We start from the raw sequence: 17,308 nt of genomic DNA, 5'->3' as shown, positions 1-17,308 counted from the left end.
GGGAGAGGTGTCGAGCGTAGCTCGACGGAGTGGGGGTCGACCCTGGCGCGGGTCAAGACGATGCTTGCGCGTGGTCCTCTTTCCTATGTCCGTTGCGGCAGCTGCCAAGTGGTTCCCCCACTCCGTCGCCGCTTCGCGGCGCCACCTCTCCCCCCTCCGGAGGGAGAGGAAAGGAGCCTCACACCTTGACCAGTTGCTCCACGCGGTCCTTCTCGCCAAAAATCCTGAGATACCGCTGGATCTCTTTCTCATCTCCCGTCGCCTTGGCGGGATTGTCCGAGAGCTTCACCGCCGGCCTGCCATTGGCCTCGGTGACCTTGCAGACCAGCGATATGGCGTCGAGGCTGTTGGTTTCGATCGGCGCGCAGCCTTCGAAATCGTTGGTGAGATTGGTGCCCCAGCCGAAGGACATGCGCACCTTGCCCTTGAAGTGGCGGTAGGTCTCCTCGATCGATTCGACCTCGAGCCCGTCGGAGAAGATCAGCAGCTTCTGCTTGGGATCCTTGCCCTTCTCGCGCCACCAGGACAGGATCTTTTCGCCGCCCTCGATCGGCGGCGCGCTGTCGGGGCGGAAGCCCGTCCAGTCGGCGACCCAGTCCGGCGCGTCGCGCAGGAAGGAGGCGGTGCCGAACGCGTCGGGCAGCACGATCAGCAGATTGCCGCCATAGTAGCGCTGCCAGTCCTGCAGCACCTTGTAGGGGGCCTGTTTCAGCTCTTTCTCCGAATTGGCCAGGGCCGCAAACACCATCGGCAGTTCATGCGCATTGGTGCCGAGCGCTTCGAGGTCGTTGTCCATGGCCAGCAGCACGTTGGAAGTGCCGGTGAAGGCCTCACCTATGCCTTCCTTCAGCGCCTCGACGCACCAGCGCTGCCACAGGAAGGAATGGCGCCGCCGTGTGCCGAAGTCGGAAATGCGGATGCCCGGCAGCGCCTTCAGCCGCTCGGTCTTTGCCCACATCTTGGCCTTGGCGCGGGCATAGAGCACATCGAGCGCGAAGGGGCCGAAGGCCCGCATGGCGGCGCGGGATCTGAGTTCGTTGATGATGGCGAGCGCCGGGATTTCCCATAGCGTGGTGTACATCCAGGGGCCGCTGAAGGAGAGCTCATACTGGCCGTCGCGCTTCGACAGCTCGTAGTCGGGCAGCCTGAAACCCTCCAGCCAGGCCAGGAATTCGGGTTCGAAGATCTGCTTGCGGCCGTAGAAATTGTTACCGCCCAGCCAGATCATCTCCTTCTTGGAGAAGCGCAAGGTGCGGGCATGGTCGAGTTGCTCGCGCAGTTCGCCTTCATCGATCTCGTCGGCAAGACGCACTGAAGTGGTGCGGTTGATCAGCGAGAAGGTGGCGTCGACCTTGGGGTACATGCCCCAGATCATCTGCAGCATCAAAAGCTTGTAGAAGTCCGTGTCGAGCAGGCTGCGCACGATCGGATCGAGCTTCCAGGTGTGGTTGTAGACACGCCGCGCTATATCGGTCTTAGCCATCTTTCAACACCGCCTTCGCTGCCTGCTGTCCACAATCGCGACAGGCCTCATAGCATCGAATTGGCCGGAACGCTGCCCGCTTTCAGGCTGGCCCGACAAAAAGAACGGCCTGCGCACGGCCAAGAGTGGCCAGCCTCAGCCCGCGGTCTTCGCGCCAATGACCTTGAGTTGCGGACGCTTGCGGCGGCTGATGATGCGGCCGGCGACCGGAGCGTCGGCGCGGCCGTCATCCCCGGCCTTCTCGGCGAACAGCCAGTCGATGAACACCTGCACGATCGGCGTCGTGCGCATTTCGTTGCGGCAGACGACGTAGAAGTCGTCGACCGCCGGCACCGAAAGGCTGAACGGCGCGACCAGCATGCCTCTGGCCAGCAGCGCGCTTGCCGTTACGGAATCGCCGAGCGCCACGCCATGGCCGTGCACCGCGGCCTCCGTCGCCATGCGCGCGTCACCCAGATGATGGCGGCGGCCGCGCTCGAGGTCCAGCGCATCGGCGGCCGCCAGCCAGGTGTGCCATTCGCGGCCATCGTCGCCATGCAGGAAGACATGGTCGGCAAGGTCCCTGACGCTGCGGATCGGCCGATTGTTGATCAAGGTCGGGCTGACCACGGGAAAAAGCTCCAGCCCCGACCATTTGCGCATCCAGCAATCGGCCCAGCTGCCATCGCCATAGTGCACGCAGACGTCGATATGCGGCGCGCGGATATCCTTGGGGTCGTTGGAGGGGATGAGCGTCAGCTGAATATCGGGATATTGCGCGGTGAAGCTGCCGAGCCTCGGCGTCATCCACAAAAGCAGCAGCGCCGGCACACAGGACACCGACAGCGCGCCGCTGCTGGCCGGCCGCGTCAGCCGCTGGGTAGCGGCGGCGATGCCGTCGAAGGCGGTCGATACCGCCGGCAACAGCTCCGCGCCATGCGGCGTCAGCCTGACCCGCTGGCCGACGCGCTCGAACAGCTTGACGCCGAGCGACTGCTCCAGCGCCTTGATCTGGTGGCTGACGGCGCCATGCGTGACATTCAGCTCACTCGCCGCCTTGGTCAGCGAGCCATGGCGCGCCGTTGCCTCGAAGGCGCGCAGCGGGTTCAGGGGTGGCAGGCGCTTGACCATGGATGCCCGGCTTCATTGTGAGATTTTCTCACAGGAAACACCCTAACAATATCAATTGATTTTTCAATGCGGCTGCCGGACACTTCGGTAGAAAATAGCATCAAGACGTGAAATCTGCAGGCAGCCAGCGGGACAGCGGCCCGGCCGGATGACGGTCGGTTCGCCTGAAGTCGCCGATGGCCAGGTCGCGTCAATCGAGGAGGACGACTATGGGATACGATCGCGGCAAGCTCGACGCGTTGCGTCGCAAATATGGCGAGAGCCATGGCGGCGAGATGTTCGACCCGAAATTCCGCAAGGTCGCCGACAAGATCTTTTCCAAGAGCGGCACCAGGCTTGCGCCCTATTCGGGCATCCCCACCTTCCTCGCCGCGCCCTACCGCGAAATCGCGGCCGAGAACCCGGATTTCGGCGATTTGCAGGTGGCGATCATCGGCGTGCCGATGGACCTGGGCGTCACCAACCGGCCGGGCTCGCGCTTCGGGCCGAGGGCGCTGCGCGCCATCGAGCGCATCGGCCCCTACAATCACGTGCTGGAATGCGCGCCGACGCATGAGCTTCGCGTCGCCGATATCGGCGACACGCCGTTCCGCAGCCGCTACCGGCTGGAGACCAGCCATGAGGACATCGAGCGCCGCACCAACCAGATCGTCGATGCCGGCGTGCTTCCGCTGTCTGTCGGCGGCGACCATTCGATCAGCCATCCGATCCTGAAGGCCGTCGGCAAGAAGGCGCCGGTCGGCCTCATCCACATCGACGCCCATTGCGACACCAGCGGCCTGTTCGACATGACCAAGTTCCACCACGGCGGACCGTTCCGCAACGCGGTGCTGGACGGCGTGCTCGACCCGACGCGGACCATCCAGATCGGCATTCGCGGCTCGGCCGAATACCTCTGGGAGTTCACCTATGAGTCAGGCATGACCGTGGTGCACGCCGAGGAGGTGACCGGTCTCGGCATTCCCGCCATCATCGAGAAGGCGCGCAAGATCGTCGGCGACGGCCCGACCTATGTCTCCTTCGACATAGACAGCGTCGACCCGGCCTTCGCGCCGGGCACCGGCACGCCGGAAGTCGGCGGGCTGACGACGCGCGAAGTGCTTGAACTGCTGCGCGGCCTCAAGGGCCTGAACATTGTCGGCGGCGACGTCGTCGAGGTGGCGCCGCAGTATGACGCCACCACCAACACGGCGCATGCCGGCGCGCAGGTGCTGTTCGAAATCCTGAGCCTGATGGTGTTCAGCCCGGCCATCACGGGCAAGGGCGCCTGACAGCTGAAACGAAAGGCGGCCGCCGCGCTGGAGCCGGCAGCCGCCTCAAACAATCAAAAGCTTCCAGAAAGGGGAATAAAAATGACAATCCATTCGGCTCTGAAATCATCCTTCGCTGCCGTCCTGGTGCTCGGCGCCGCCGGCTTCGGCATCGCCACCCAGGCGGCCAATGCCGACGCGCTGGCCGACATCACCAAGGCCGGCACCATCAATGTCGGCGTCTTCGCCGACTTCCCGCCCTTCTCCTCGGCCAGCGCCGATATGAGCCTCAAGGGCTATGACATGGATGTCGCGCAATACATCGCCGACACGCTCAAAGTGAAGCTCAATCCGGTCGCCGTGACCGGCCAGAACCGCATCCCCTATCTCAACGACCATCGCGTCGACATTCTGATGAGCGTCGGCTACTCGAAGGAGCGCGAGCAGGTCATCGACTTCGCCGCCGCCTACGCGCCCTACTACATCGCGGTGATCGGGCCGGCAGCGATGTCGGTCAAGGGCAAGGAAGACCTTGCCGACAAGTCGATCGCCGTCAACCGCGGCACGCTCGAGGACACCTCGCTGACCGAGGCGGCGCCCGCCTCGGCCGACATCAAGCGCTTCGACAACTACAATTCGGTCATCCAGGCCTTCATCTCCGGCCAGACCCAGCTGATGGTCGTCGGCAACGATGTCGGCGCCCAGGTGCTGGCCAAGCAGGATGCGCTGAAGCCGGAGCAGAAATTCCAGCTGCTGACCTCGCCTTCGCATATCGGCCTCAACAAGAACGAGGACGGCTTGAAGAAGGCGGTCAACGACGCCATCGCCAAGATGCTGGCCGACGGCAAGCTGGACGAAAGCTCGAAGGCCTGGCTGAAGACGCCGCTCAATCCCGACAACCTCAAGGATTGAGTTCCCGTGGCCTTTGCCTGGCTCCCGGGTGCCTTGGGCGACATCGCGCACGGCGCGGCCACGACGATCCTGCTGATCGTCGTGACCACGCTGGCCGGCACGCTGCTCAGCATCCTGGGCGCCGCGGGACGGCGCAACGGCCCCGTGCCGCTGCGCCATGCCATCGGCTGGTATGTCGAGGTGATGCGCAACACGCCGTTCCTGGTGCAGCTGTTCTTCATCTTCTTCGGCCTGCCCAGCCTCGGCATCCGGCTCGACCCGATCCTGGCCGCCATGCTGGCCATGACGCTCAACATGGCGGCCTACACGATCGAGATCGTCGGCGCCGGGCTTGACGCCGTCCCGGGCGGGCAGACGGAAGCCGCCCTGGCTTTGGGGCTCAGGCCCCGCCAGGTGTTCGTCAAGATCGTGCTGCCGCAGGCGCTCAAGATCATCTACCCGGCGCTCACCAGCCAGATCGTCATCATGATGCTGGAATCGGCCGTGGTCTCGCAGATCGCGGTGCGCGAGCTGACCTATGAGGCCGACATGCTCCAGGCGCGCACCTTCCGCTCCTTCGAGACCTATTTTGTCGTGACGCTGGTCTACCTCGCACTGTCGATGGCCTTGCGCCGGCTTCTGGTCACTGGCGGGCGCCGCGCGCTTGGGGCTGGCGTGTCATGATCGAGTTCACCTTCTGGGACATCGTGCGCAACCTCTTGCTGGCCACGCGCTGGACGGTGCTGTTGTCGCTGGCGGCTTTTGTCGGCGGCGCGCTGGTCGGCATGGCGGTGCTGTTCTTCCGGATCTCCAAGCACAAATGGAGCCGTCGCCTTGCCTCCGGCTACATCGCCCTGTTCCAGGGAACGCCGCTGCTGATGCAGCTGTTCCTGATGTTCTTCGGCCTGCCGATGCTTGGGCTCCGCATCGAGCCCTGGACCGCGGCGGTGCTCGGCCTGACCTTCTTCGCCAGCGCCTATCTCGCCGAGATCTGGCGCTCCGGCGTCGATGCCTTGCCGCGCGGCCAGTGGGACGCCGGCGCCAGCCTCGGCCTGCACTATCTGCAGGAGCTCAGGCTGATCATCCTGCCACAGGCCTTCTCGATCACCCGCGCGCCGACGGTCGGCTTCCTGGTGCAGCTGATCAAGTCGACGGCGTTGACCTCGATCATCGGCTTCGAGGAACTGGTGCGAACCTCCAACGCCATCAACAACGCCACCTTCGAACCGTTCAAGGTCTACGGGCTGGTGGCGCTGATCTTCTTCCTCATGTGCTTCCCGCTGACGCAATATGCCCGTTCGCTCGAAAAGCGCGCGGCGGCCCGCTAGCCGAGATGGAGTAGACAACCGGCCGGTCCGTTCCCGCGGTCGGAAGGGACAAGCCGCTATCCCAAGCGCTATTTCAGGGGCAGGAAGAGCTCAACGACCACTTCGTGTACCGGCCCGTCCGCAACGAGGGACAGGTGTCGTTGGCAATAGACCGGAAAGTCGCGCACTTCCTCGCCGCTGGCCGGAAGCCACTCACGATAGAGGTAAAGTGCCGCCGGCTCGAGATTGTTGGTGTTGCCGGGGTAACGCAACACCGCGCAGCGTCCGCCTGGAATCACGCCGGCCTTCATCTGCCCGTCATCGATCGGCTGATCGGTCCCGGCACAAATGTCCATGCTGTAGTCGGCAGGGATCGCGGGTTCCCGTTCGGAACGGAAGACATTGAAGGTCGGGCTTGTCTCGGGCGACAGGCCCGCCGCCTTGCGCCAGGCGATGAACCGCTGGATGGTGTCCTGAAGTGTCGCCCGGTCACCGCGATGCTCCATGATCGCCACCGGTGTGGGCGGCACATCGCGGATCGTCACGTCGTCGTGTTCGAAGATTACCTGCATGAGCGTGTTCCTTGCTTTTTCGAAAGGCCCGAAGGCCATGAGCCACGCCCCCCAGTCGGGAGATTTCCGAAACGATGAAGGCGACTGTCCGAACCGTTGCCGAAAGGCGCGGGCGAAGGCATCCGGGGCGTCGTAACCGGCATCCATCGCTATATCGGTAACGCTTTGGGCGTCGCTCGCGGCAAGCTTGTACGAAGCGCGCTTCAATCGGGCGAGCTGGACATAGCGATGCACGGACACCCCGAAGGTTGACGTGAACTGCCGGTGGAAATGGAATTTCGAGAACGCCGCGACGCCGCTCAATGACTCCAGATCGAGATCGCCATCAAGATGCTGGTCTATGTGGTCCAGCACCCGGCGCATCCGGGCATGGTAGTTTTCAAGCGCCGCCTTCAACGTCTCTTCCTCCGTGGCACCACCAGATAGGCGCTCCCAGACATGTCGCGCTCGACCGATCTTGCGCTTTGGCCTGGCCGTCCCTTCGCCACGCAACCGTGATTTGCGGTAAGCCGGCCTGAGCCTCACTGTGAGCATAACGGCTTTTCGGCAGGGAGGGCGCTTTGGCGATACAGGCGAAACATTGTGCCGCTCTCGCGGGTCTGTTCGCCCTTTGGCTGGCACAGCCGGCCGCGGCCGCCGACCAGGCCCCCGATCTCATCCGCATTCCGGCTGACGGCAAGAATGAGCCGGCGACACTCGATGCAATGCTGTTCAGGCCGCAAGGGCAGGGGCCGTTTCCGGCAATCGTGGCCATGCATGGCTGCAGCGGCCTGTGGAGCAGCAAGAACAAGACGGAACTCAGCCCGCGCCATGCCGATTGGGGCCAGCGCCTGGCCGCTGTCGGCTATGTCGTGATCTTTCCGGACAGTTTCGGTTCGCGCGGACTGGGCCCGCAATGCAAGAACGGCGACCGGGACGTCGAACCCTATCGCGAGCGCGTGGAGGATGCCAACGCTGCCCGCCGCTATTTGCAGACTCTGCCCTATGTGAAGCCTGACGCCATCGCCCTGCTTGGCTGGTCGAACGGCGGCTCGACCGTTCTTTACACGGTCCGGCCGAAGGACAGGCCGAAGGCCGGTTCGCCGGACTTCCGCGCGGCGGTCGCCTTCTACCCCGGCTGCAGGGCTCCGGCAGAAAAGGGCGATTGGGCGACCCGTGTGCCGCTCCTGATTGTGATGGGCGACGCGGACGACTGGACCCCGGCCGCGCCATGCAAGGCGCTTGCCGACGCCAACGCCGACAGCGTGAAGCTCATCCTCTATCCCGGCGCCTATCATGACTTCGACAATGAGGGGCAGACGCTGCATGAGCTGCATGGACTGGCCTACACGGCCAATGGCGACGGCGTCGCCCAGCCGGATTGAACCCGGCAGCCCGTGCGGCAGCGCTCAAGGACGTCCCCGATTTCCTCGTTGTGCTGAAGCAGTAGCCGCGTTGTCAGACCGGATTTTAGGCAGCGGCGGGCGCGCGGTTCAATGGCGGCGCCAGCCTCTGCGCTCAATGCGACCTTCGAGCCGTTCAAGGTCTATTGGGCTGGTGGCGCGGATCTTCGTCGCCATGTGCCTCCGCTGACGCAATACGCCCGCCGGCTCGAACGGCGCGCCGCCTGCCGAGCCGCGCATATGCCGCACTGACCAGCTCGACGCGACTTAAACTGGAAATCATCGGCCAGGATCCAGTCGGCAGCAGCAACGCAACGGCCGGGGTAGGCATAGAGCTTTCCTGCTAGGAATAGGGCTTGACATATCGTCGTGCGAATTGTCCATTCGCTGCTCGACCGGGCCGGACGGGGGCAAACCTGCGCGTGGATAGACAGTCGAGCCGAGTGCTGTTGAAGACGGTTGGGCTGACAAAGGCCTTTAGAGGGCTGGTTGCCCTCCGGGATCATTCCATCGAGCTCCACAAAGGTGAAATCGTCGGCGTCATCGGCCCGAATGGCTCGGGCAAGAGCACGCTTTTCAACCTGATCACCGGCTTCTCTCAGCCGAATTCCGGTAGCATCGAGATGAAGGGCCGCTCGATCGTCGGCTTGCGCACGTCGCAGATCGTCGCGATGGGCATCGCCCGCACCTTCCAGGGTTCTCGCCTGTTCGGCAGCCTCAGTGTCGCACAGAACGTGCTGACGGCGGCGCAGCTGCGCCATCCTGTCGGCTTCGCCGATACCGTGCTGCGCGGCCGGCGCTATCGCGAGCGGGTGGCCGCGACGCGGCAGAAGTCCGACGAACTCCTCGACCTGATGGGCCTGACGGAGCAGGCCGGCAGGATTGCCGCGGATCTTCCTTACGGCGATCAGCGGCGGCTGGAGATTGCGCGTGCGCTCGCGACCGGCCCGCAGCTGTTGCTGCTCGACGAGCCCGCAGCCGGGCTTGATTCCAACGAGACCAAGCTGTTGGCGGCGCTGATCCGGACGATCCGAGACCGCTACGACGTAACTGTGGTCGTTGTCGAGCACGACATGGACCTGATCATGACGCTGTGTGAACGCATCCAGGTGCTGGCGACTGGCGAGGTGATCTGCGTCGGAACGCCGGAGCAGGTACGCGAACACCCGAAAGTGCGGGAGGCGTATCTTGGCCACGCCTAACCCTGTCCTGCTCAGCGTAGAGAACCTCGAGGTCAATTTCGGCGCGGTGCGCGCGCTGAAGGGCATTTCGCTCGACGTCCGTGCCGGCGAGGTGGTGGCACTGGTGGGAGCCAACGGCGCCGGCAAGAGCACGACCTTGCGCACCATTTCCGGTCTGTCGCGGCCGCGTGGCGGCAAGATCATCTTCGATGGCAAGTCGATTGGAGGTATCGCTCCGTCGCAGATCGTATCTCTGGGCATCGCGCAGAGTCCGGAGGGCAGGCGCCTCTTCGGCGGACTGACGGTGGCCGACAATCTGCGGCTCGGCGCCTGCACCCGCACCGACAAGGAGGCCATCGCCAGAGACAGCGAGCGCATGTTCATGCTGTTCCCGATTCTCAAGCAAAGGCTGAAGCAGCTGGCCGGCACGCTGTCGGGCGGCGAACAGCAGCAGCTTGCTCTGGCGCGTGCGCTGATGGCGGCGCCGCGCCTGCTGCTGCTCGATGAGCCTTCGCTCGGCGTTGCGCCGCTGCTGGTGCGCCACATCTTCAGCGCGCTTGCCGAACTCAAGCGCCAGGGCATGACGATGCTATTGGTGGAACAGAACATCACGCTCGCCCTGGACCTCGCCGACCGCGCCTATGTGCTGCGCACCGGTCAGGTGGCGCTGTCGGGCCCGTCCGCGGAACTGCGCGACAGCGAGCGCGTGGCGCAGGCATATCTTGGGGCGGCAACATGACCCAGCTGGACTTTATCCTTCAGCAGATCGTCAACGCGGTGAGCCTCGGCAGCCTCTACGCACTCGCGGCGGTCGGTCTGTCGATCGTCTTCGGCGTCCTCAAGCTGACCAATTTCGCGCATGGCGACGTGATGATGGTGGGCGCATTCGGGGTAGCGCTGCTGGCGGGAATCGGCGTTCCGTTCCCGGTCGCCGTGATCTGCGGCATCGCGGCGGCCGCCGTCACGGGCTTCCTCATCGAACGTATCGCCTATCGTCCGATCCGCGACGCACCCGACGTCGCGCGACTGCTGACAAGCCTCGCCGTCACCTACATCATCGAGAACGTCGGCATCCTGGTGTTCACCTCCTCGCCGCGCAATTTTCCACTCCCCGATATTCTCAACACCTCCTGGGAAGTGTCGAACGGCGCCATCACCTTCACAAGCATCAATCTCCTGACCATCGCGCTGACCTTTGTGTCGCTGCTGCTCCTCGGCTGGTTCATCACGCGCACCACGACTGGGCTCGGCATGCGCGCCGCGGCGGAGGACATGTCGGCGGCACAACTTGTCGGACTGAACGTCAACCGGCTGATCGTCGTCGCCTTCATCGTCGCATCCGCCTATGCCGGCCTCGCCGGCATTCTGTGGGCGGCTCAGGCCGGCGTGGTGCAGCCGCAGATGGGCTTCACACCGCTCCTGAAGGCTTTCGTGGCGGCGATCATCGGCGGCTTCGGGTCGATCGCGGGCGCCCTGGTCGGCGGTTACATATTGGGCGCGCTGGAGATCTTCATAGTCGCATTCCTGCCGAGCGCCGTCTCGTCCTATCGCGATGCAATCGTTTTCGCCGTGCTGATCGCCTTTCTACTGGTTCGCCCGGGCGGACTGCTCCAGCCAAACCGGGAGATCAAGCTGTGAGCCGGGAAGCGCGGATTACACTCCTCGTCCTCGTCGCCCTGGTGGCGGGTGCGGCCGTCGCTTTCGGTGCGCCGCATGTGCTGAGCGACTATTTCGTCCGGATTATCCTGCTGATCGCGCTGAATGCGATCCTGGTGCTGGCACTGTCGCTGAGCAACGGTTTTACGGGCGTGTTTTCGCTCGGCCATGTCGGATTCATTGGCGCCGGCGCGTATATTTCCGGGATCCTGTCGATCCCGGTGCAGCAAAAAATGGCGTTGCTGCCGCATCTGCCTGCGTTTCTGCATGCCTTCAGCCTTCCCTTCCTGCCGGCGACGCTGGTGGCGGGTCTTTTGACGGCGCTGCTTGCGGTGGTCGTCGGTTATCCCTTGATGCGCCTGTCAGGCTATTTCGTTTCGGTGGCGACGATGGGATTCCTGATCATCGTCAACGTGGTGCTGATCAATGCGTCGGATTTCACCCGAGGCGCCCGCACGTTCACCGGTGTGCCGCTGGAGACGACGCTGCCCTGGGTGATGGGCTGGCTCGCCATCACGCTGTTCGTGCTGGCGCGCCTGGTTTACTCGCCTTTTGGGCGCGCCATGAAGGCGGTGCGCGACGACACCATCGCAGCCAGCGCTGTCGGAATCGGCGTGCTGCGGACCAGACTGATTGCCTTCGTCACCGGCGCGTTCTTCTCAGGGGTCGGCGGGTCGCTCTACGCGCATTATCTCGGCTCGTTTTCGCCAAACACCTTTTACTTCGCGTTGACGATGAGCCTGATCACCATGTTGGTGCTGGGCGGCATGGGCTCGCTGACCGGCGCTGTGGTTGGCGTCGTCTGCGTTTCGCTGTTGTCGGAGGTCCTGCGCACGGTCGAACGCGGCTTAACGATCGGCGATTTCGCGGTGCCGGCCCTGTTTGGCGCCAGCCAGATCGTACTCGGCTTCATCTTCATTCTAGTGATGATCTTCCGGCCGAAGGGGATCATGGGGGACCGGGAGCTCACGTTCGGGTTAACCCAAGGATCGGCAACGGTGAACCAGACAGAGGAACGAAAACGATGATCAAACTCACTCGACGCGGCACCATCGGCCTGGGACTGGGCGCATTCTTCGCGCTCGCCTCGGCCAGCACGGCACTTGCTGCCGACACGATCAAGATCGGCTATCCGGCAAACCTGACCGGCATCCAGGCCTCGCTCGATGGTCCCATGCTGAACGGCGCCAAACTGGCAGCGAGCGAAATCAACGCCGCCGGCGGCGTGCTCGGCCAGCAGATAGAACTGGTGATCTACGACTCCAAGAGCGATTCGACGACGATCTCGACCGTCGCTAGCCAGTTGATCGACAGCGACAAGGTCGTCGGCATCATCGGCTTCGCCGATTCCGACTCGGTGCTGGCCATCGGACCGCAGGTCCAGAAGGCGCAGATACCATTCATCACGCCCGGCGCGACCTCTCCGAAATTGCCGGGCCAGCTCGGCAACGAGATCTTCCTCGCCGCTTTCGGCGACAACGTTCAGGCCGCGGTTGGCGCGGAGTTTGCGCTGAACAAGCTGAACGGCAAGACCGCCTACCTACTGACCGACATCGGCACCGAGTACACAACGCTGCTGTCGGACTACTTCGTCGCCGCCTACGAGCATGGCGGGGGTAAGATTTTGGAGCGCGACACCTACAAGATCGGCGACAAGACTTTTACCGCTCAGATTGCCAAGCTGAAGGCGCTGTCGCCTCAGCCTGACTTCGTCTATGCCTCGTCGAATGCCGAGGAAATCGGCCTGATCCTGAAGCAGATGCGCCAGGCCGGCATCAATCTGCCGGTGGTCGGCGGCGACGGCTACGACACGCCGTTGCTGATCCAGGTCGGCGGCGACGCGGCCAAGGATACCTACTTCACAACCCACGCCTATATCGGTGAGGGCGCCGCCCCGAAAGTGCAGGCCTTCATCGACGCCTACACCAAGTCGGTCGGCAATGCCCCGGAGAACGCCTTCGCGGCGCTCGGCTACGACTCGGTCAAGCTGATGGCCGATGCGATCAAGCGCGCCGGCGCGCCGGATCCGGCCAAGATCCGCGACGCGCTTGCCGCCACGTCCGGGCTCGATGGCGTGACCGGCACGATCACCTACCGTCCGGGCATTTCGGTGCCGGACAAGTCGGTATCGGTCATTGGTGTCAAGGACGGCAAGCTTGTTCTGGCAAGCGAAGCGGCGCCGACCTTCGTCGCGGAGCCGTGATCTTGTCGATTCCGGGTTCGCTTTGGGACATCTACCGGTCGCGGCTGTCAGCCGCGACCTTCACCGACCTGACACATGGCTTTCGTCCGGGCCAGCCGCATTTCCCGGCCTTTCCGGATGAGCAGCGCAGCGCCTTGCTCGATTATTCGAAGGGCGACGCCTTCCAGGTCCACCACTACGCCTTCGTCGGGCAATGGGGCACGCATGTCGACCCGCCGGTGCACTTTATCGACGGCGGCCGCTCGATCGACCAACTGCCGGTGTCGGAGATGCTTCTGCCGCTGGTCATCCTCGACATCAGCGACAGGGTCGCCGCCGATCCCGACGCGACGCCGACGCTGGACGATATTTCCGCCTGGGAGGCCAGGAACGGCCGGATCCCGGAAAAGTGTTTTGTCGCGCTTCGCACCGGGTGGTGGCCGCGCTGGCCGGACCCCGAGAAGTTTCAGAACAAGTCGGCCGACGGTATCTCGCATGCGCCGGGCTGGTCGAAGCCGGTGCTGGAGGAACTTTTGGAACGCCGCGGTGTCACCGCCATCGGGCACGAGGGCATGGACACCGACCCCGGCCTCGCCACGTCGGCAGGCGATGCAAGTCTGGAGTATTATGTGCTGTCCCGCGACTGCTGGCAGATCGAGCTCTTGGCCAATCTCGACAAGGTGCCAGAGGCCGGCGCGTTGTTAATGGCAACCTGGCCGAAGCCGATGGCCGGATCCGGCTTCCCGGCTCGCGCCGTCGCCATCCACGAAGCGGCCGGCTGAACGCCTGAACCGCGGCTGGCGGCGGCCTTGGGACCGCCGCGCAACGATCATCAGGACACGGAAATTCAGACATGGATATAAACACAGTCCGCGATGCTTTTCCGGCGATGGCGAGCGATGCCGCACCGACGAAGCGGATTTTCTTCGACAATCCCGCGGGGACCCAGATGGCGGGCCGATCGATAGAACGTATGACGCGTGCCATGATCGAGACCAACGCCAATCTTGGCGGCTATTTCGAAACCTCGCTCGCGGCCCAGTCCATGGTCGACGACGCGCATCAGGCGATGGCCGATTTCTTCAACGCCGCCGACCGGCGTGAGGTGGTGTTCGGCCAAAATATGACGACTCTGACTTTCGCCGTGTCGCGCGCCATCGGCCGCGATCTGAACGCCGGCGACGCCATCGTGTTGACGCGTATGGATCATGATGCCAACGTCGCGCCCTGGCTGATGCTGGCGCAGGACCGCGGGCTTGAAGTGCGCTGGATCGATCTTGACCCAAAAACCTTCGAACTCGACTTGTCGACGCTGGAGGCGACTGTCGACGGGAAGGTCAGGCTGGTCGCCGTCGGCTATGCCAGCAACGTTACCGGCACGATCAACGACGTGAAGCGGATCGCGCAGCGCGCACGCGCGGTCGGGGCGCTAAGCTATGTCGATGCGGTGCAGTTCGCGCCGCATGGGGTGATCGACGTCCAGGAGATTGGCTGTGACTTCCTGGTTTGCTCGGCCTACAAATTTTTTGGACCGCATCACGGCGTGTTATGGGGCCGGTTCGATCTGCTGCAGGCGCTGACCGCCTATAAGGTGCGTGCGGCTTCGAACACGCCTCCTGGGAAATTCGAGACGGGGACGACCAGCCGCGAGGCGCTTGCCGGGGTGCTTGGCGCGGTCGAGCACTATGCCTGGCTCGGACAGTCCTTTGGCAATATCCACCCGCAGGCGACGCGGCGTGAGCGCATCGTCGCCGGCATTGAGGTCGCCGATCGTTATGAGCGCGTCCTGACGGCGCGGCTGATTGCCGGACTGTCCAGAATCGATGGCGTCGTCATTCAGGGTATAACCGATGTGGCGGCGCAGGCGCGCCGGGTGCCGACCGTGTCGATCACCGTCGAAGGGACCGACCCCGCCGACATCGCAAAGGCGATGGCAAAGGAAGGCATCTATCTTTGGCACGGCCATAATTACGGTTTGGAGCCGATCAGGCGCCTGGGGCTCGCGGACCGGAACGGCGTCGTGCGCATCGGGCTCGCCCACTATAACACCGAGGCGGAAGTCGATTTCCTGTTGGCGAAGCTGGCGGACTGGATAAAGATGCGGACTTGACATGCGCGACCGAAACGAAACCCCGAGGATCGGCGTCAAGCTGCGCCACGCCAGACAGGTGCTTGGCCTCAGTCTGGAGGAACTCGGCGCCCGCATCGGCCTGACGGAAGGTTATCTGTCGAAGATTGAGAACGACCTGGCGACGCCCTCGATGGCGGCCCTGCACCGGCTTGTGCAGGCGCTGGGCATCAACATGAACGCGATGTTCGGCACACTGCAGCACAATGCCTCGGAAGTGTTCGTGTTGCGGAAAAACGAGCGTCCGCACATGGAGACGGGACATCGGCGTTCGGGCAACCATGTCGTGCTCGAGCAACTGGTACCATCCGGTCCGGAATATCTGCTGCAGATCAACGTCCATGTGATCGAGGCCGGTGGCGGCAGCCCCGAGTTGATCAGCCATAAGGGACAGGAATTCGGCTACATGCTCGAAGGTTCCGTCGAGTTGCTGGTCGAGTCGAACGTGGTGGCGCTCGAGGCGGGCGACGCGTTCTATTTCAACTCCGAACTCGGCCATGGCTACCGCAATGTCGGTTCGATCACCGCCCGTATCCTCTGGGTCAACACGCCGCCGACATTCTGACCGCATCCATCGCGGCGCAAAGGCATTTCGGGGGAGCGTTGGCCGCCAGCCGCCTTGGCACCCGTCCGGTTCAATGTCCGAACGCGCCTGACGGCACGATCCGGTCGCGGCGCAGCCAGCGCGTCAGGAGCAGCGCCGCCACCACGGCCAGCCCCGTCGACAGGCCGATCCAGATGCCGACGCCGTGGAAGCCGAAATGGAAGGCGAGCAGCACGCCGAGTGGCAGGCCGACGCCCCAATAGCCGATCGCGGCATAGATCATCGGCACCTTGGTGTCGTGCAGGCCGCGCAGCATGCCGGCGGCGACCGCCTGCGCGCCGTCGAAGACCTGGAAAAGGGCTGCAAACACCAGGAACGAGACGGCAAGCCCGATCACCCTGGCGTTGGCCGGGTTGGCGAGATCAATGAAGGCGCTGATCAGCAGATGCGGCCACAGCACCATCACCAGCCCCATCAGCGCCATGAACGAGACGCCGATGACGAAGGCGGTCCAGCCGGCGCGCGACACGCCTTCCGGATTGCCGGCGCCATGCGCAAGCCCGACGCGCACCGTCACCGCCTGGTTGAGGCCGAGCGGCACCATGAAGGAGATCGAGGCGATCTGGATGGCGATGGCATGCGCGGCCAGCGAATCCGCGTCGATCAGGCCCATCAGCAGCGCCGCCGCGTTGAAGATCGTCACCTCGAAGGCGAGGATGCCGGCGATCGGCAGGCCGAGGCGCAGCAGTCCCTTGAAGCGCGGCCAGTCGGACCGCCAGAAGCGGCCGAACAGGCGGTAGCGCCGGAACGTCTTCTCCAGCATCACCACTGCGGCCATGCCGATGAACATCAGCGTGCTGGACAGCGAGGTGGCGAGGCCCGAGCCGGCAATGCCCATGGCCGGAAAGCCGAGATTGCCGAACATGAATACCCAGTTGAAGACGGCGTTGCAGGCGACGGCGACGAAGACGATGATCAGTGCCCAGCCCGGCCGCTCCAGCGCCGAGATGAACGAGCGCAGCACGATATAGCCGTAGAAGGGCAGCACCGCCCATTCCAGCCAGCGCAGGTAGATGCCGGCCTGGTGTGCCAGCGCGGGCTCCTGGCCCATGGCCAGCAGAATCGCCTCACCATGCCAAAGCACGATCCAGATCGGGATCGAGATGAGGATCGCCAGCCACAGGCCCTGGCGCACGGTGCGACGCAGATCGCGCACCGAATGGCGGCGGCGGCCAAGCTCGGTCGCGATCATCGGCGAGGTCGCCAGCATCAGGCCGAGGCCGAAGATCAGCGGCATGAAATAGAGGTTGGCACCAAGCGCGCCGCTGGCCAGCGTGTCCGGCCCGAGCCTGCCCATCATCATCACGTCGGTGGCCGTCATCGCGGTCTGGCCGAGATTGGTCAGCACCATCGGCCAGGCCAGCGCCAGCGTCGCCCTGATTTCCTGACGCCAAAGATTTTCCGGCGCGCGAGCGCCGGCTTCGATCGCAGACATTGTTCCGCTCTTTCCAGGCGCGGCACGTCGGCAAAAAAAGCCGGAAGCCGCATGACAAACGGCAAAACCTTCGGTTTCGCGGCGTTTGCGCCGTCTATTGAACGAAATGGGACATGAAGGCAAGGGA

Annotated in this window: 18 protein-coding genes; 14 read left to right on the top strand and 4 right to left on the bottom strand. The window is 64.0% G+C overall.

The window, feature by feature from the left end:
* Positions 1 to 178: 178 nt before the first annotated feature.
* Positions 179 to 1,483 carry a nicotinate phosphoribosyltransferase gene (gene pncB, locus JG746_RS02950; protein ID WP_202356813.1) on the bottom strand — a complete coding sequence of 435 codons (1,305 nt, stop codon included), beginning with the start codon at positions 1,481 to 1,483 and terminating at the stop codon, positions 179 to 181.
* 135 nt (positions 1,484 to 1,618) lie between these two features.
* Positions 1,619 to 2,593, bottom strand: a complete 975-nt coding sequence (gene gcvA / locus JG746_RS02945) for a transcriptional regulator GcvA (RefSeq protein ID WP_202351944.1) — start codon at positions 2,591 to 2,593, stop codon at positions 1,619 to 1,621.
* Positions 2,594 to 2,802: 209 nt separating this feature from the next.
* Here gcvA and speB point away from each other — a divergent pair, with 209 nt between their 5' ends.
* The 4 genes from speB to JG746_RS02925 all read left to right on the top strand — a co-directional run bounded on the left by speB (position 2,803) and on the right by JG746_RS02925 (position 6,062).
* Positions 2,803 to 3,864, top strand: coding sequence for an agmatinase (gene speB / locus JG746_RS02940; protein ID WP_140889893.1), 1,062 nt, complete (start codon positions 2,803 to 2,805; stop codon positions 3,862 to 3,864).
* An 81-nt stretch (positions 3,865 to 3,945) separates the two neighbouring features.
* A complete protein-coding gene (locus tag JG746_RS02935; protein WP_202356812.1) occupies positions 3,946 to 4,755 on the top strand; it encodes a transporter substrate-binding domain-containing protein in 810 nt (269 codons plus the stop codon).
* 6 nt (positions 4,756 to 4,761) lie between these two features.
* Positions 4,762 to 5,418 (top strand): amino acid ABC transporter permease, encoded by a 657-nt coding sequence (locus JG746_RS02930; RefSeq protein WP_202356811.1) that lies wholly within the window; start codon positions 4,762 to 4,764, stop codon positions 5,416 to 5,418.
* Positions 5,415 to 6,062, top strand: coding sequence for an amino acid ABC transporter permease (locus JG746_RS02925; protein ID WP_038651269.1), 648 nt, complete (start codon positions 5,415 to 5,417; stop codon positions 6,060 to 6,062). Before JG746_RS02930 ends, JG746_RS02925 begins: the two co-directional genes overlap by 4 nt.
* 68 nt (positions 6,063 to 6,130) lie before the next feature.
* Here JG746_RS02925 and JG746_RS02920 read toward each other — a convergent pair whose 3' ends face one another.
* Positions 6,131 to 7,009 carry an AraC family transcriptional regulator gene (locus JG746_RS02920; RefSeq protein ID WP_202356810.1) on the bottom strand — a complete coding sequence of 293 codons (879 nt, stop codon included), beginning with the start codon at positions 7,007 to 7,009 and terminating at the stop codon, positions 6,131 to 6,133.
* Positions 7,010 to 7,173: 164 nt separating this feature from the next.
* Between JG746_RS02920 and JG746_RS02915 the strand changes: the two genes are divergently transcribed.
* From JG746_RS02915 to JG746_RS02870, 10 genes are all read left to right on the top strand, one after another.
* On the top strand, positions 7,174 to 7,977 hold the full coding sequence (locus tag JG746_RS02915) for a dienelactone hydrolase family protein (protein ID WP_244730656.1): 804 nt from the start codon (positions 7,174 to 7,176) through the stop codon (positions 7,975 to 7,977).
* Between the two features lie 111 nt (positions 7,978 to 8,088).
* A complete protein-coding gene (locus JG746_RS02910) occupies positions 8,089 to 8,247 on the top strand; it encodes a hypothetical protein (protein WP_202359566.1) in 159 nt (52 codons plus the stop codon).
* 191 nt (positions 8,248 to 8,438) lie between these two features.
* Positions 8,439 to 9,197, top strand: a complete 759-nt coding sequence (locus JG746_RS02905) for an ABC transporter ATP-binding protein (protein ID WP_244730655.1) — start codon at positions 8,439 to 8,441, stop codon at positions 9,195 to 9,197.
* On the top strand, positions 9,184 to 9,915 hold the full coding sequence (locus tag JG746_RS02900) for an ABC transporter ATP-binding protein (protein ID WP_244730654.1): 732 nt from the start codon (positions 9,184 to 9,186) through the stop codon (positions 9,913 to 9,915). The genes JG746_RS02905 and JG746_RS02900 overlap by 14 nt, the downstream gene beginning before the upstream one ends.
* Positions 9,912 to 10,814, top strand: a complete 903-nt coding sequence (locus JG746_RS02895; protein WP_202356809.1) for a branched-chain amino acid ABC transporter permease — start codon at positions 9,912 to 9,914, stop codon at positions 10,812 to 10,814. The genes JG746_RS02900 and JG746_RS02895 overlap by 4 nt, the downstream gene beginning before the upstream one ends.
* Positions 10,811 to 11,860, top strand: a complete 1,050-nt coding sequence (locus JG746_RS02890; protein WP_202356808.1) for a branched-chain amino acid ABC transporter permease — start codon at positions 10,811 to 10,813, stop codon at positions 11,858 to 11,860. The genes JG746_RS02895 and JG746_RS02890 overlap by 4 nt, the downstream gene beginning before the upstream one ends.
* Positions 11,857 to 13,035 (top strand): ABC transporter substrate-binding protein, encoded by a 1,179-nt coding sequence (locus JG746_RS02885; RefSeq protein WP_202356807.1) that lies wholly within the window; start codon positions 11,857 to 11,859, stop codon positions 13,033 to 13,035. The genes JG746_RS02890 and JG746_RS02885 overlap by 4 nt, the downstream gene beginning before the upstream one ends.
* A 2-nt stretch (positions 13,036 to 13,037) precedes the next feature.
* A complete protein-coding gene (locus JG746_RS02880) occupies positions 13,038 to 13,796 on the top strand; it encodes a cyclase family protein (RefSeq protein WP_202356806.1) in 759 nt (252 codons plus the stop codon).
* A 71-nt stretch (positions 13,797 to 13,867) separates the two neighbouring features.
* A complete protein-coding gene (locus JG746_RS02875) occupies positions 13,868 to 15,124 on the top strand; it encodes a cysteine desulfurase-like protein (protein ID WP_202356805.1) in 1,257 nt (418 codons plus the stop codon).
* 1 nt (position 15,125) lies between these two features.
* Positions 15,126 to 15,707 carry a cupin domain-containing protein gene (locus JG746_RS02870; RefSeq protein WP_202356804.1) on the top strand — a complete coding sequence of 194 codons (582 nt, stop codon included), beginning with the start codon at positions 15,126 to 15,128 and terminating at the stop codon, positions 15,705 to 15,707.
* Positions 15,708 to 15,777: 70 nt separating this feature from the next.
* On the opposite strand, the gene JG746_RS02865 is transcribed toward JG746_RS02870, so the two are convergent.
* Positions 15,778 to 17,181, bottom strand: a complete 1,404-nt coding sequence (locus JG746_RS02865) for an MATE family efflux transporter (RefSeq protein WP_202356803.1) — start codon at positions 17,179 to 17,181, stop codon at positions 15,778 to 15,780.
* Between the last annotated feature and the right edge of the window lie 127 nt (positions 17,182 to 17,308).

The organism is Mesorhizobium sp. 113-3-3, from assembly GCF_016756495.1.
Classification (GTDB): domain Bacteria; phylum Pseudomonadota; class Alphaproteobacteria; order Rhizobiales; family Rhizobiaceae; genus Mesorhizobium.
Note: the sequence above shows the minus strand (reverse complement) of the source record. Positions and strands in the feature narration are given on the sequence as shown.

Coding starts and splice junctions, on each gene's coding strand:
- JG746_RS02925 (WP_038651269.1), top strand. CDS start 5,415: ATGATCGAGTTCACCTTCTGGGACATCGTGCGCAACCTCTTGCTGGCC.
- pncB (WP_202356813.1), bottom strand. CDS start 1,483: ATGGCTAAGACCGATATAGCGCGGCGTGTCTACAACCACACCTGGAAG.
- JG746_RS02895 (WP_202356809.1), top strand. CDS start 9,912: ATGACCCAGCTGGACTTTATCCTTCAGCAGATCGTCAACGCGGTGAGC.
- JG746_RS02910 (WP_202359566.1), top strand. CDS start 8,089: ATGGCGGCGCCAGCCTCTGCGCTCAATGCGACCTTCGAGCCGTTCAAG.
- speB (WP_140889893.1), top strand. CDS start 2,803: ATGGGATACGATCGCGGCAAGCTCGACGCGTTGCGTCGCAAATATGGC.
- JG746_RS02870 (WP_202356804.1), top strand. CDS start 15,126: ATGCGCGACCGAAACGAAACCCCGAGGATCGGCGTCAAGCTGCGCCAC.
- JG746_RS02865 (WP_202356803.1), bottom strand. CDS start 17,181: ATGTCTGCGATCGAAGCCGGCGCTCGCGCGCCGGAAAATCTTTGGCGT.
- gcvA (WP_202351944.1), bottom strand. CDS start 2,593: ATGGTCAAGCGCCTGCCACCCCTGAACCCGCTGCGCGCCTTCGAGGCA.
- JG746_RS02885 (WP_202356807.1), top strand. CDS start 11,857: ATGATCAAACTCACTCGACGCGGCACCATCGGCCTGGGACTGGGCGCA.
- JG746_RS02935 (WP_202356812.1), top strand. CDS start 3,946: ATGACAATCCATTCGGCTCTGAAATCATCCTTCGCTGCCGTCCTGGTG.
- JG746_RS02875 (WP_202356805.1), top strand. CDS start 13,868: ATGGATATAAACACAGTCCGCGATGCTTTTCCGGCGATGGCGAGCGAT.